The sequence below is a fragment of the Streptomyces sp. NPDC041124 genome, from assembly GCF_055592385.1.
In genome coordinates, this window is record NZ_JBVIYR010000007.1 from 42,347 (window position 1) to 57,407 (window position 15,061).

4 protein-coding genes are annotated in these 15,061 nt (G+C 70.4%); all 4 read right to left on the minus strand.

Features of this window, described 5'->3' with window-relative positions:
• Positions 1–518: 518 nt before the first annotated feature.
• A complete protein-coding gene (locus tag ACZ6A9_RS19920; protein WP_468987299.1) occupies positions 519–7,433 on the minus strand; it encodes an RHS repeat-associated core domain-containing protein in 6,915 nt (2,304 codons plus the stop codon).
• A 129-nt stretch (positions 7,434–7,562) separates the two neighbouring features.
• Positions 7,563–11,213 carry a LamG domain-containing protein gene (locus ACZ6A9_RS19925; protein WP_468987300.1) on the minus strand — a complete coding sequence of 1,217 codons (3,651 nt, stop codon included), beginning with the start codon at positions 11,211–11,213 and terminating at the stop codon, positions 7,563–7,565.
• A 74-nt stretch (positions 11,214–11,287) separates the two neighbouring features.
• Positions 11,288–12,943: an FG-GAP repeat protein gene (locus tag ACZ6A9_RS19930; protein ID WP_468987301.1), complete on the minus strand. Its 1,656-nt coding sequence runs from the start codon at positions 12,941–12,943 to the stop codon at positions 11,288–11,290.
• Complete coding sequence (locus ACZ6A9_RS19935) at positions 12,940–14,466, minus strand: VCBS repeat-containing protein (protein ID WP_468987302.1); 1,527 nt, start codon at positions 14,464–14,466, stop codon at positions 12,940–12,942. The genes ACZ6A9_RS19930 and ACZ6A9_RS19935 overlap by 4 nt, the downstream gene beginning before the upstream one ends.
• Positions 14,467–15,061: the final 595 nt, after the last annotated feature.

The window sequence follows — 15,061 nt, forward strand, 5'->3', positions numbered from 1 at the left end:
CCGATGGACACGCCGACGGTCAAGGTTACGGGGCCCGGCTTGAGGGGTCAAACCGGGCCCCGCGCGTCTTGCGCCTCGCCACCGGCAGCTATGCCGGCATCAGCACTCTTCCAGGTCCTCCGCGTGCGTCGGCTTGATACCGAAGCACGCAACGACCGACCTCATCGAGGGGGCAAGGAAAAGCTGAAAGTAATAACCGCCTCGCCTGCGGTCATCGATGAATCCCAGAGCCAGCTCGCCACCCTCGAACAAACGTAGCTCATTGAGCGCACGTTGGAATCCGATGGACGGTTGACCGGACCGCTGCGCAGCCCGCTGGCGCCTTCCAAAGATGCTCGCCAGGCGGCCCACTGGTACGGCTTCGCCTTCCACCTCATACCCAGCGCCCTCGGCCAGAGCAGCTCGAGCGAGAAGCCGCACTTCATCATCTCCAGCCAGAAGCTCCACAAGGTGGCTTCTGGCGATACGTCCTTCTGCGCCGCGGCCGCTCACGGGGACGCCCTGCCCCTCGCTTGGACTCATCCGCCGCCTCCCGGCTTACGCCAAGGGCCTCTGTCAATGCTAATTTCAGCACCTTCAATGACACCACGCAACGCATGCTCCATTTCTTCATAGACTTCATAGTCAGTGTCATGAATCTGAACATCTCGACCGGCCGGGACGCTGGACCTGGGAATTCTCAACACGACCCCCCCGGGACCCAATTCATCGGCTGCGTCAAGGGCGACGTCTTCGTAATCGTGTGTCCACGAAGTGAATTCACTATCGGTATTCCCGCCCGCGTGTCGGCCCGGGTCAGAATGGCCTCCGAGCGGCACGGCGCGGCCCTCCAACGCGTCATCGTACTTGTAGTGCTCGTTGGGCACTCCGCGGTACAAGTAGTCACCGCCCACGTCGCAATTGTGAACGAGGAGGGGCGTGGTGCCAGCCAGGACGTAGTAGGCGTGGATGCCCGTGACAGTGAGATCGTGGGTGCGCTGGCGCTTCTCGAAGTGGCGGTTGGCCGTGACCTCGACCGCCTCACCCGACGGCGTGTGGAGCGTCATGCCCGGCTCGAGATCGCCAGCCCTGATCCAGGCCTGCTCCGACGTCACCCAGAACGGGTGGGTGGTCGTGGCGACCAGAGCCTGGGACTTGCCCGCGGAGGTCTTCACCGTGAGGTCGGAGAAGTGCTTGTCGTCCTCGGTGACGATGGTGCCGGCGACCTCGCGGACCGTCTTCTCGCCGGTCTTGGTGTCGGTGGTGACGACCTTGTCGCCCAGCTTCACCTTCTCGATCGGCTTGGTCTTGCCGTTGGCCAGCAGGACCTTCGTGCCGGGCAGGAAGCTATGGCACTCGGGCTTTTTCCTCTTGAGTGCTGCTGTCGCCTTCTTCCTGGCGTCCGCTAGTTTGTCCTTGGCCTTGGCCAGCGCGGCCTGAGCCTTGCCCAGGGCTTTGTTCGCCTTGTAGAGGGCTTTCGTCCCGCCGATCAGGTCCCCGATGAGCCCGGTCACCCGCTTGGCGAGTTTGACGGCCTTGGCCCAGTTCCACGGTGTCCCGTACTTGGCGAGGATCTTGCCCGCCAGGCCGCCCGCGAAGCTGCCGGCGATGTTGAGCAGGGTCTCGCCACAGGCTCCGACGTCACCGCTGGAGATGCAGTCCAGGGCCGCGTCGACCCCGAGGATGTCGCGGACGATCTTGACCAGGGCCTTGCCCGCCGTCTTGATGCGCTGCTTGGCCTGCGCCTGCTGCGTCTTCGCCGCTGCCACGTTCTGGGCTGCTCCGTCGACCTCCGCCTGGGCCTCAGCGACCTTTCCGCGATCGTGGTAGGTGCTGCCGCCGCAGACGCCGTTCGGAGAGCGCTTGGTGGCGCAGGGCTCCAGGCCGTCGGGGTCGGAGAGGGTGACCGGGGTGTTGTCGGCGTAGGCGTAGCCGTTGATCTGATGCGGCCGGGTGTAGTCGATGATCGGATCGACCGAGATGAACTTGCCGAGGTGTGGGTCGTATTCGCGGGCTCCCAGGTGCGTGAGCCCCGTCTGCGCGTCGATCGTGCCGCCGACGAAGCCCTTCTCCCCCGGCCAGGAGCCGGTCTTCTCCCCACGCTCGACGCCGTAGGGGTCGAAGCGCCGCTGGGAGATCGCACCGGTGGCCGCGTCGATCGCCAGCTCGCCCGTGCCGTGATGGTCCGAGGCGACGAAGGAGAGCTTGCCGTCGGTGCGGACGGCGACCGACTGGCCGGCGTACGAGTAGTGGCGGGTGGCCGACGTCTTCGTGCCGTCGGCCGACAGCTTCAGCTCGGTGCCGGGGAGGTAGACGGTCGTCCCCGAGGAGTCCTTGCGCAGGATCCGGCTTCCGGAACCGTCGTACAGGTAGCTGGTCTTCGAGCCGTTTGCCTCGGTGACCTCCCGCACCTTCCCGGTGTCCGTCCAGGCCAGGGTCTGGGCGTCGCCGCCGATGGTGCGCTTGGTGGTGTTGCCCGCGTCGTCGTACTCGTACGTCGACTGCCGGTCCCCGGTCGGGGTCTTCTCCACCACCTTCGTGACCTGGTGCGGGCCGTCGCCCTGGGAGCCCGCACCGCCGTACTCGTAGCTGCGGGTGATGTTCTTCGAGGCGTCGAGTCCGGTGTCGTGCTGCGTCTCCGAGACGCGGTTGCCGATGGCGTCGGTCTCGTAGGACTTCCAGTACGGGGCCGGACCGCCCAACGCGCTGGTTCCGGGTGCGGCGTCACAGGCCGCCGGGCCGCTGCCGTCCACCGGGGTGGTGGAGCCGCGCGTGCCCATGCCGGCCGCGGTCGCCTCGGTGGCCTTCGGCGTCCAGGCATCCTTCAGGCGCTGCCGGGTGTCGTAGGCGAAGCACTGCATGTCCGGCGAGGCGGTGTCGGCGGTGTCCGCGATCGACAGGACGTTGCCGGCCTGGTCGTAGGAGTAGCGCGAGTCCTTCGCCGGGGCGGTCGCGCCGTAGACGTCGACCACCGAGCGGGTGAGCCGTTGGGTGCCCTTCTCGTACTCGAAGGTCTGCCAGACCTTCTTGCCGCTGCCGGTGGACAGCTGCAACTGCTGCAGCGCGCTGTCGCGGGAGTAGACGGTGTCGGTGACGTACGAGGTGGTGCCCTTCATCGACTTCGGACGCTGCAGCGCGTCGTAGGTGTAGGTCAGCACCTCCTCCGGCATGTCCGCGATGGCCGGCAGGCCGGTGCTCTGGAGGGTTCCGTCCTTGTTGTAGGTGGAGGTGAAGGTGTAGGTGCCGGCCAGGGCGCCCTGTGAGGCGGGGACCTGATAGGCGGTCTGCAACGGGCGGTAGAAGGCGTCCATCGACTTGACGGCCGTGCCGAAGTACTCGGTGGGTGACGTGTAGCTGAGGAAGGCATAGGGCTGGCCCAGCCAGTCCGCCCTGTCGTACCGGGTCTCGGTGAGCTTCGTACCCGTGTGGGGGTCGCCCTGCCAGGTGGTCAGGACACGGCCGAGGCCGTCGTAGACCGTGGAGGTCTTCTTGTCCCGGCCGTCGTACGCGGCGACCGGACGGTCCAGCGCGTCGTACTCCGTGCGCGAGGTGCCCGCGTCGGGGTCGACCGACTTCGTCTTGCGGCCCAGCTGGTCGTACTCGTACCGCCACACGTTGCCCTTGGCGTCGGTGACCGTCTCGAGCTTGCCCGCCGGGGTGTACGTGTACTTCGTCGACTCGTACGGCACGCCCACGCCGGGCGAGGAGCCGCGGTGGTGACGGATCTCGGCGGTGTTGCCCTGACCGTCGGTGACCGTCGTGGTCGGCAGGGCGCCGGTCGGCGGGTCCACATGGGTCAGCTCGCCGTCGTACGTGGTGGTGGTGCGCCACTGCTCCGCGCCGCTGACCGCGGCGATCTCAGCGGTGGGCCTGCCCAGCCCGTCGTACGTCAGGAGCGTCTGCGCGCCGACCTCGCTGTCCCTGACGGCCAGCAGCTCACTGGAGGCCGCGCCCGCCGCGTTGTACGTCGCGTTGGTCTTCTTGATGTTGCCGGTGCCGTCGTAGAACGTGTCGGCGACCATCCGGGTCCCGTCCGGGCCCTCGGTCTGGATCTGGCGCGGCCTGAGCAGGGCGTCGTAGAGCTGGTACTCGGCGCCGTAGGACCCGTCGTTCTCGACCTTCTCGGTCTTGATCGCGGTGACCTTGTCCTTGCGGACGGTGTACGAGTACTTGATGCTCGGCGCCTTGTCGGACGGCCGGTCCGCCAGCCACACCGACGTCAGACGGCCCAGCGCGTCGTACGCGAGGTCGGTGCGCTTGCCGTTGGGGTCGGTCTGGCCGGACGACATGCCCCAGGCGGGGGCGTAGTCGGTGGTGGTGTTGTGGCCGAGGGCGTTGGTGACGATCGTCCGCGTCAGCAGGCCGTTGGTCTCGGTGTACCTGGTCTTCGTCTCGTTCTGTCCGGCGTCCTTCTGGGACAGCGGACGACCGAGGGCGTCGTAGGTCGTGGTGCCGGTGACCTGGTACGTCGCGGTGGTGCCGTTGTGCGACGTCATCCGCTCGGTCCTGGTCGCGTCGCCCTTGACCGGCGCCGCGCCGAAGGCTCCGTTGTCGTAGGAGGTGCGCTCGTCGGCGAGGACCTGCGTCCTGCGGTCGGGAGTGGTGGAGCACTTCACCGAGACGGACTCGCTGCGCGCGGGCAGCGCGAGGATGTTCTTCGCCGCGTTGTCCGCGTAGGTGGTGCGGGTGCAGGTGTCGTCCTTGGCGGTGGAGACGTCGCCCTGGTCGTCGACCTGCGTCACGCGGCCGGTGCGGTTGCCGGTCTCGTAGGTGGTCGTGGACTTCGTCTCGCGCCAGGTCCCGTCGGAGAGCAGGTTGAAGCCCCGGCCGGTCTGGGTGCGGACGATCGACGCGCGGGTGGTGCCCCAGCTCTTGGTCCGGGTGGCGGTGTAGTGCTTCCAGGGGGTGCTGATCGTCTTGGAGATCAGCTTGCCGCCGTCGTAGGTGGCCGCCTCCAGCTCGTGGCCGGTGAACTCCTCCGCGTCGGTGTGCTCCGCTCCGGTGGAGTCCTTGACCTTCACCGACCGGGTTCCGCCGGCCGGGTCCTTGTCACCGTCCATGCCCTGGAGGAAGGTGTGGTCGACCCGCGTGGTCTGCTGGTCGGCGGTCCCGCTGGTGACCTTGACCTTGCCGTAGCCCTGCCAGCCGCCCCAGGTGAGGTACTTCTCCTCGGTGATGCCGTCCGGCTTCGCCTTACGCCAGGCGGCGTCGCCCTGGTAGGAGTAGCGGGTGACCATGCCGTCGCTGCCGCCGGTGCGGTCGGTCTCGATGACCGCGGCGACGACGTACTTGTGGAACCAGTCGGTGATCGGCTCGATGGAGCCGGGCGGTGCCCACTTCACCGGGTAACAGCGCTTCGTCGACTCGCCGGGCTTGGGCAGCGTCGCTTTGGTGCAGTCGGCGGGCGCGTAGTTGACGTCGAGCTGGGCGCCGGTCTCGCTGAGCACGGCGGAGAGCCGGTAGCGGTGGAAGGGCGCGATGTTGTCGCCGATGGCGTCGACGCGGTTGGCGAGCTGCTCGCCGAAGAGGTCGACGGAGGGCAGCTTCACGGCGGTGCCGGCCCGGCCCTCGTGGTCGATCTTCGACAGCCAGAGGGTCTTGGAGTCGTCACCGTTGTCGGTGAACAGGTGCGTGAAGGTCCAGGCGTCCACGTCCTGGTAGCCCGTGGCGTCCTTGCGCATCTGCGTGACGATCGACGTCAGGCGCTTGGTGGTGAAGAACGTCTGCACGGGCGAGGTGCACTTGGCGTCGGCCTTGCACTCCTGGTCGACCGGTACGTCCGGCCAGCGGGCGGCGTCGGCCTTGGTGCGCTTGCTCTCCGCGCAGTCGAAGTCACTGGTGGGGAGGCAGCGTTCGGCCGTGTTGAACACGATGCGGGCCGGGGCCTTCGCCGCGTACACCTGGCCGTCGCGCTGACCGTAGTCGACGCGCTCGAGCCAGCCGCCGCGGTGGTACGCCGTGCCGTTGACGTCCGTCTTGCCGTTGAGCGCGTAGTGGTTGGTCTCGCGCTCGTAGTAGTAGGACATCACGTTGCCGTGGGTGTCCTTGACGTAGTCCAGGCTCCAGCGCCATGCCTGCTTGCAGTGGGCGGAGGTGAACGTGGCGTTGTAGCAGGGCTCACCGGAGTCGTCGCCGAAGACGGGGGCCGTCCAGACGGAGGCGGTCTCCTCGTTGCCCGTGGCCCAGCCCGGCAGGCGGTTCTTCCCGAAGTAGTACTCGGTGCCCTCGGGCGTGGTGATGCGCCAGTGCTCGCCGTCGTTGTCGCCGTTGACGGCACCGGTCAGCCGCTCGACCTTGGTGCCGTCGTCGGACGACATGTGCCACTCGCCGGTGGTGTCGTCCTTGACCAGCTCACCGGACATCCCGTTGAGCATGACGGTGGCGTTGTCGTACGCCCAGCACTGCTCTCCGGAGCCGCTGTGGCCGTCGTCGGAGCAGGGCTTGTAGCGGCGCTCGATGTAGCCCGGGTCGTAGGAGAAGCCCTCGCCGATCCAGGAGCCCTGGTTGTTGGTGGCCGCCGTGCGCCCGTCCGCCGACTGGGAGGAGTAGCCGAGGCCCACGGTGGGCGTGAGGCCGCCGGGGGTCGGGACGGTGCGCAGCGGATAGTTCCAGCTGAACCCGCCGGAGGAGGTGGCGACGGTCCATTCCGCCGACGGGGACAACGCGGTCGCCTTGTACGTGCCCTGGGCGCCCGACGGTCCCGCCGCGACCGCCACCAGGGAGGCCGCGCCGGCGGCCATGGTGGAGGCGCCCTCCGCCGGGGCGGGGGCGGCGGTGACGTCGGCGGAGACCGTGCCGGTCCTCACGTCGTTCACCGTGGGCAGCACCTTGGGCTGCTCGGGGCACTCCTTGCTGCCCGGTGCGGCGACGGTGGCGCAGGCGGGGAGCTGGACCAGTCGGAGGCGGGAGGCGTAGGAGCCGCCGAAGCCCTCGGCGAAGTCCGAGTAGTCCACGGTCAGGCGGACCTTCGCGGGCGCCTCGGCCTCGCCGTCGGCGCGTTCGACGCCCAGCAGGACGCCCGCGCCGAGCCGCGCGGCGCGGGCCGGGTCGAGGACGTCGACGCGGACGCTCTCGGCGGCCGCCGCCTTCGCACCGGCGGCGGCCTTCGCCTTGCCCTTGGCCGACGCGGTCCCGGTCCCGGCGCTTGCCTTGCCGACCGTGACCGGCAGCCCTCCGACCTCGGTCGGGCCGGCCGCGCCGACGGTCAGCTCGGCGCCGCCCTGCCGCGGCCACGCCGCCTCGTCGAGGCCCTTGACCGCGGCCGCACGGGCCGGATCGGAGGGGCGGGGCTTCGCCTTGGCCGAGGTTCCCTTGGCGGGATCCCCGTCGTCCTGAACCCCGGGGCGGCTGGTGCGGCCCCGGTTCCCGTCGTCGAGCACCACTGCCTCGACCGACGACGCGGACAGCGCGAGCGAGAGCCCGAGCACTGTCGCGACGACCGTCGGTCTGGGCATGCGGCGGCTCAGTGAGCGGCCACGGAAGAACATCCGTCAACTTCCTGATCGTAGGGGGTGGGAGAAGAGCAGGCGGGACGGGTGTGCCGGGCCCTGGTGGACCCGGCACACCTCACATATGACGGTCCGTCACATGTCGGGGAGGGCCGTCAGCGCGGCCATCTGCTGCACCGCGACCTGGTCGGCCGCGCCGCCGTACACCCGCACCTCGTCGATCGCGCCGGCGAAGTACTCGCTCGCCCCGCGCAGCGAGCGGCCCACCTGGAGGCCGCCCGTGGCGGCCCAGAGGGTGGTGTCGTCGCCGTGGGCGCCGGCGACGAGCTGGCCGTCGACGTACAGCCGGATCGTGTTGGAGAAGGCGTCGTAGACGACCGCGAGGTGCTGGCCGGAGCCGCCGGTGTCGGGCAGTGCCTGGTCGTCGGTGAAGGTGACGACCTCGGGCGCGGCCACGTCGGTGCGGGCCACCGCCAGCTCCCACTGCTGCGTCGCGGCCTGGTAGCGGACCTGGACGCGGTTGGCGTTGGCGCCCGGCAGGGACAGCACCGTCTGCGACTTCTCCGGGTCCAGCGAGGTGAGCTGGGCGCGGGCGGACACGGTGAAGCTGCCGGTGCCGGTGACCGGGGCGGTGGCGGTGGACGCGTAGTCGCCGTCACCGTCCAGGACGAGGTTGCCGTCGCCGACCAGGGCGGCGATGTCGAACAGCGGGTCGGCCGGGCGGTAGATCGAGGCGTTGCCCGCGAGGGTCAGCGCCTGTCCGCCACCGGTCTCCGCGGACGCGCCGTTCACGGCCTCGTCGAGCTGCCAGTAGCCCTTGCGTTCCGGCTTGACCGTCATCAGCTCGCCGACCTGGGCGGCCGGCAGGACGCGGTCGAAGACGCGGACCTCGGCGAGGTCACCGGTGAAGTGGTCCCGGTAGCCGCTCTTGGCCGTGGCCCGGCCGATCTGCAGCGGTCCGTACGACTTCCAGGTGGAGCGGCGCTGGGCGGCCCACTTCGACTCCTGGTTGATGTAGAGCCGCAGTTCCGGACCGCCGGCCTTCTGGGCGTCGTACACGCCGGTCAGCAGCACCCACTGGTCCTTCAGGACCGTGGTGCCGCTGGCGACGGCTTTCCACTCGCCCAGCGAGTCCACGTCGTTGACGGGGACGGAGAACTTCCAGGCCTTGGCGGTCGCGTCGTAGCCGAGGGTGAAGCCGGGCTCCCCGGTGCCGTCCTGGCTGACGACGGCCATGTCCCGGTCGAGCGCGGTGGGCCGCACCCAGGCGCTGACGCTGAAGCTCCTTGCGGTGTCCAGCACGGTCTCGCTGACGTCGAGGTAGGCGTCGGCGCTGCCGTCGAAGTGGGCGGCCTTGTCCACCGTGCCGCCGGGGCCGTCCGCGCCGAAGGCGACGGCGGTGCCGGCGGTCGCCGAGAACTGGCCGCTCTCGTCGTGGGCCTCGGTGCCGTCGGACGGGTCGGCGAGGTTCCACTGGGCGACGACGGGGCTGCCCTCGCTCACCAGGAAGTCGTACAGGGTGCTGCTGGCGTGGCCCGCCTTGTCGACGGCGGTCACCTCCAGCACCTGGCGCCCGGAGCGGGTCGGCATCCACTGCGTCGACACCGGGCCGCCGGCCTTCGCCGGGGTCAGCGTGGCGAGGGCGGCGCCGTTGAAGCCGTACTGGTACTTGACGACGTCGGTGTCCGGGATGGTGTCGTTCGGGTTGGGCGAGAAGGTGAAGGTGCCGTAGGTGCCCACGCCGTCGTGGTAGACGGTGTCGGACGGGTACTCCTTGGACAGCACCAGCGGCTTGCCCGGCCACGTCTTGTCGTAGACGAACTCGCAGCGCTGGGCGGGGTCCCCGGCCGAGCTCCACGGGCCGTAGCCGTCACCGTCGGTCGCCCGGGCGCTCCAGTAGATGACCGTGTTCTGCGGGATCGTCGACGTGACGGTGTGCTCGAACTTGGTGGCGGGGGTCGGCGAGAGCCAGTCCTTGGTCAGATAGGAGTAGGTCTTCGCCTCCTTGGTGACGGGGTCGGTCCAGTCCACCTTGAACTCGACCTTCACCTTGTCGGTCCTGCCGTTGCCGTGGTCGGGGTCGCTCGCGATGGCCTTCAGGGTCGGCGGCCGGTCGGCGGTCGGACGGCCCGCGCCCCACTTGCACACACCGCCCGGGTCCGTGGACATGTCCGCCGTCCGGATCTGGCGGGGCAGGTTGTTGTACTTGATCGACAGGTAGGCGTTGCCGCAGATCCGCTTCCACTCGGCGAAGCGGGACTCGTCGGCGGCGCGCAGGCCCAGCGTCATCGAGTTCCAGCCGTCCGCGGCCGCGGTCTTGATCTCGCTGGTCAGCTCGCCGCTCTCGCCGGCCTCGAAGTGGAGGTTGGCCTGGCTGGAGCAGGAGGTCGGGGAGATCGCCTTGTCGACGGTCCCGATGTGGTCGTCCCAGTCGTCCGAGGTGTTGGACCAGTTGCTGGACGAGGTGATCGTGTGGTTCTTGCCGCCGATCCGGTAGAGCCGGATGGGCTCCGCGGTCGGTTTGGCGCTGTAGATGTGCTCCACCCGGGCGGAGAAGGTGGCGCCCTTGATCTGCTTCCCCTTGTAGAAGGAGAGCGGCATGGTGAACAGCACGCGGCGGGTGCCGACGCCGTTGCAGGAGACGGGGTTGTAGTCGGTGGGGCACTTGCCCACGCCGGCACTGCCCGAGTACTTCCAGTCCTGCTCCGAGGGCATACCGGACATCACGCCGGTCCAGGCGGTGCGGGGCGTGGTCCGCGTGATGGGGTCGATGACGACGGGGAAGACGGTGTCGTCGCCCCGGAGCAGTTTCTGGTCGGGGATGAGGCTGAGCCGTCCCTTGGCGACCTCGATGTCCAGCGGGGCGACGCGTCCACCGCCGCCGGGTCCTTCGAGCGCCGGCTCGGGCGCGGCCTGCGGACCGGGGGTGGCGGTGGAGGCCGCCTCCTCCCCGGCTCCGGCCACCGCGGCCCGCAGCGCCTTGGCGACGGCCTTCGGTCCCTGCTTCGCGGCTGCCGCCTCCCGTACGGCGGCCGAGTCCCACATGGCCGGCTTGCCGGCCTGGAAGACGGTGCCGCCGACGGCGGTGTCCTCGGCGACGATCGCGCCGGTGGCGTCCTCCGAGACCTTCAGGCCGTCGGCCTTCAGGCCCAGATCGAGTCGGGCGAGGCGCGGGTCGGCCGCCGCCTCGGGCGTCTTGACGACGAGGAGGTGACCGAAGCCGTCGGTCTCGGCCCGCACGGCCAGGTCGACGCCGGGCAGCACCTCGGCGTAGGTGGCGGTGTCCCCGTCGACGCGCGGCTCGGGCAGCTTCCCGTACGGCCAGGAGAGGGCGAATTCGCGGCCCGCCTTCCGCATCGTCACGAACGGCCGGCCCGCCTGGGCGGCGGAGAAGGTGAGGTCGACGGTGGCGGCCTTCGGGCTCCAGGTGCCGTCGGCCCGCTTCACCAGCCCCGGGTCGACCTTGACCCATGTGCCGCCCTGGACCGTGCGCACGGGCTCGGTGTACTCCCGGGCCGTGAAGCTTCCGTCGGGCTCGGCGAAGATCTCGCGGCGCTCGCCGCGCAGCCCGACGACCTCGGTCTGCTTGCCGGTCTTCCGGGCCGCGGCGAGCGCCTGCTGCTCGGTCACCACCGGCTGGTCGGCCGCGACCGGTGCCGGTCGCTCCGGGCCGCCGCCGTCCGGCAGGGCCACCGCTCCCGCCACCACCGCTCCGGCGACGGCGGCCGCCACGGCGGCGCGCAGCGCGAAGGCGCGCCGTACCGGTCTGTGTCTGTCTGCGGACACGCGTCCACTCTCCCGTTCGTTCATGTCTGTCCCGCCCCTGCGGCCGCCGACCGCGTCGGTTTTTGAAGATGTCGTCATCGGACCGTCGCCCCGAAGGCGGTGCCGGTCGCCGGGATGCCGCCCTCGCCGGGTTTCCACGTCTGCGCCGGGGCGCTGCCCGAGGCCGCGTTCCACGGGAAGCCGTGGACCGCGTGGCCGTCGGCCGGGCCGTAGGGGACACCGACGTAGAGCAGCGACGGACTGCCGCCGAGGCTGATGCCCGCGTAGGTGCGGGAGGCCGGACCGGAGGGGATCCCGTTGCCGGGCTCCAGCCAGGCGTCGGAGGCACCGGGCGCCCCGATCGCCGGGAGGATCTGCACACCGCCCGCCTCGGGGGCGGCCTCCGTCGACTCCTCGCCGGGTACGCCGACGGCCAGGCGCAGGGTGGCCGCCGTGCTGACCACGTTGGTGGCGGTGTTCACCGCCGCGAGCCGCTGGCCGAAGAAGTCACCGGACTCCGCCTCGCCCTCGACGCCGTCCATGTTCTGGTCGATCCAGTTGAGCAGCGCCACCGTGCCGTCCGCCTTGACGTGGTAGACGTGCACGGCTCCGGCGTCGACGGCGGTGCCGAGGTCCTCCCCGGGGACGCCGACGGCCAGCACCGAGTCGGTGACCGTGGGCGCCCCGGAGGGACGGTACGGGGCCATGGCGAGTGCGGTGCCGAAGCGGTCGTCGGTCTGGGCCGCGCTGTCCGGTCCGGGTGTGCGGCCCTGTCCCATGCCGAAGAGCGGGTCGGGTATGCCGAGTTCGTTGATCGACGGCCGGAAGGCCACCACGGCGCCCGCGAAGGCGACCGTGCCCAGGCTTTCGCCGGGGGCGGAGACCACGAAGTGCCGGTCCGTGGCGGCGATCGCCGCACCGAAGCGGTCGTACGGTTCCGCGTCCTCCCAGACCCCGGTGGTGTCCTGGCTCACCGAGGCGGCCTGGTAGTCGGTGCCCCAGACGTAGCCGATCAGGCCCATGTCGGTCCCGCCGCCTCCGTCCTCGCCCGGAACCCCGATGACCAGGAACGGATAGCCGGTCGGCGAGGTGCCGGCCGCGACCGCGTAGCCGAGCCAGTCCTCGGGCTCAGGGCCGCCGCCCAGGGGCTGGTTCTCACCCTGGATGAAGCCCCGGCTGGGGAACTCCTGTCCGACCGCGGTGGTGGACCCGTAGATGACCTGCACGTAGCCCGCGTCCCGGACGGTTCCCACGTCCTCGTACGGGACGCCGACGGCCAGGTCGCTGCACCCGTCCTTGTTCGCGTCGTACACCGCGAGCGAGAAGCCGAAGCGGTCCCCCGTCTCCGGGCCGTCGGCCACGTTGGGGGTGTCCTGGGATATCTCGACGACTCCCTTGCCGCCGCCGAGCACGATGTGGACCAGGCCGGCCTTCTCCCGCCCCGCGACCGTGGCGTCGGGATCGGCTATCGCCGTATCCCGTATGCCGTCCCCGTTGAAGTCCGATGGGGTGCCGGCGCAGGCGGCGGCCGCCGTGGCGGGGGTCTCGCCGGTGAGAGGGCCGAAGCCCAGCAGGAGCGCCGCAGCCGCCGCGGTCGCGGCACGGCGCAGCCACGGCTTCCTGCGGCGCGGCGGCCGTCCGAGGGGCGGCGTGAGCGGATGCCGGCGTGCCTCGTGTCCCGTCGGGGGCAGGGGTTGCCTCTTTCCTGTCCTGGTGCCGGTGCGGTCCGGCGGCGGTACGGGCGCCGTCATCGGACCGTCGCTCCGAAGGCGGCGCTGGCCTCGGGGAGGCCACCTTCACCTGGCCTGAGCGTCACCGTCGGGGCTCCGCCGGAGGCCACGTTCCACGGGAAGCCGTGGACCGCCCGGCCTTCGGCGGGGCCGTACGGCATGCCGACGTAGAGCAGCGCGGGGGTCGCTGCGAGGGAGAGGCCGGCGAGCTGACGGTGGTCGGGGACGCCCGGGATCCCGTACCCGGGGTCGATCCACTCGTCGGAGGCGCCGGGCGGACCGATCAGGGGGATGATGTGCACGCCGCCCTTGTCCCGGTGCTCGTCGGAGGACTCCTCGCCGGGCACGCCGACGGCCAGCCGGGTGTTCGCGGCGGTGGAGGTGGCGTTCGGTGCGGTGTTGACGGCGGCGAGCTGCTGGCCGAAGAAGTCACCGGCCTCCGTGTCCTCGGCCACGTCCGTGCTGTTCTGGTCGATCCAGGCGACCTCGTCGTAGGTGCCGTTCGCCGCGATCCGGAAGACCTGGACGGCGCCCGCGTCGACCGTCGTCGACAGGTCCTCGCCCGGGACGCCGACCGCGAGCAGCACCTGGGTCGTGGTGGTGGCGCCGGAAGACCGGTACGGGACCATGGCGAGCGAGGCGCCGAACTGGTCGCCGACCTCCTCGGCCCCGCTGATCCCGTCCAGGTCCTGGGACAGCCCGCCGAGCGGCTTGGGGTAGCCGGAGGTGAGCGCGTGGCTGAAGTACCCGGCGCCTCCGGCGAAGGGGGTGGTGCCGATCGCCTCGCCGGGGTTGCCGACGGCGAAGTGGGTGGGTGTCGCGGCGATCGCGGAGCCGAAGCGGTCGTCCACCTCGGCCACGCCGGCCACCGCGCCGGCCTTGTCGGTGTCCTGGTGGTTGAGGGTGGCCGTCTGCGCGGTGCCGCTGACGTAGTGGAAGCCGCCCGCGTCCTCGATGTCGCCGATCGACTCGCCCGGGCAGCCGATCAGCAGATAGGGCGTGCCGGAGGCGGTCTCCCCCGCCGCGAGCGCGTAGCCGACCCAGTCCTCGGCCTCGGGGCCCCCGCTCAGGGGCTTGTCCGAGCCCTGGAGGAACTCCTTGACGGCCTTGCCGCCGTTGAGCCCGGAGGGGGAACCGTAGAGGAGTTGCACGACTCCGGCGTCGGGGACCGTGCCCAGGTCCTCGTACGGTGTGCCGATCACCAGGTCGCTGCAGCCGTCGAGGTCGGCGTCGTAGACGGCCAGCGCGTGGCCGAACCTGTCGCCCGTCTCGGGGCCTCCCGGCAGGCTGTCCAGCGCCTGGGAGACGGTCAGCGTGCCCTTGCCACCGCCGTAGACGACGTGGACCTCGCCGGCTTTCCGCACTCCGGTCACCGTGGCCTCCGGGTCGGCGATCGCCGTGTCCCTGACTCCGTCGCCGTTGAAGTCCGATTCGACGCCGGAGGGACATGCGACGGCGGCCGCGGCGGGCGTACCGCCGGCTCCCACGCCGAACGTCAGCAGCGCTCCGACGAGGACGGCGACAGAGCTCCGCCGCCTCCACATTTTCCCCACCCTTGACACAGATGCCCCGCAAACAAGAAGGAACAAAAATTGAATGGATCATTGCTTCACGCGAAGTGGGGAGGCAATAGCCGCCCATCTTTCGATGGCCATGACATAAATCACAGGAAGCGCACAGGTTCTTCAGGACTCGGCCACAGCCCGCCGCCCCCCCTCCCTCGCTTCCCCGTACGCTCTCGCGGCGTAAATCCGGCGAAGAGCCACCAGCTCGACAATCCCTCCACCGCCGCGTCCCCGTCGGCGTCGCCGATCGCTCCACTCTTGCCCGCACATGCAGCAATTGCGGCTACCGGCTGTTCACGTGGGCTCGCCGCTCCGTCGCCGCGGCCGGTCCGTGTGCCGTGGTCCGGCACGCCGCCGTCCGGGGCGGACCGGCGGCCGTTTCGAGGCGCGAGCGAAGGAATGACCGGAAACAGTCGTGCCAGAAAAGGATCGGCCGGATAATGGGGACGGCCGCCTCATCCACCGCCTTCCCGCCCATTTCACGCATGCGCGGCGCGCGGGGCGTCCGGATTTTCGGAAGGATTCCTGCGGAATTCCGGTCGGGAGATCCCGCGCGGTGATTTCGAGTCTCCGG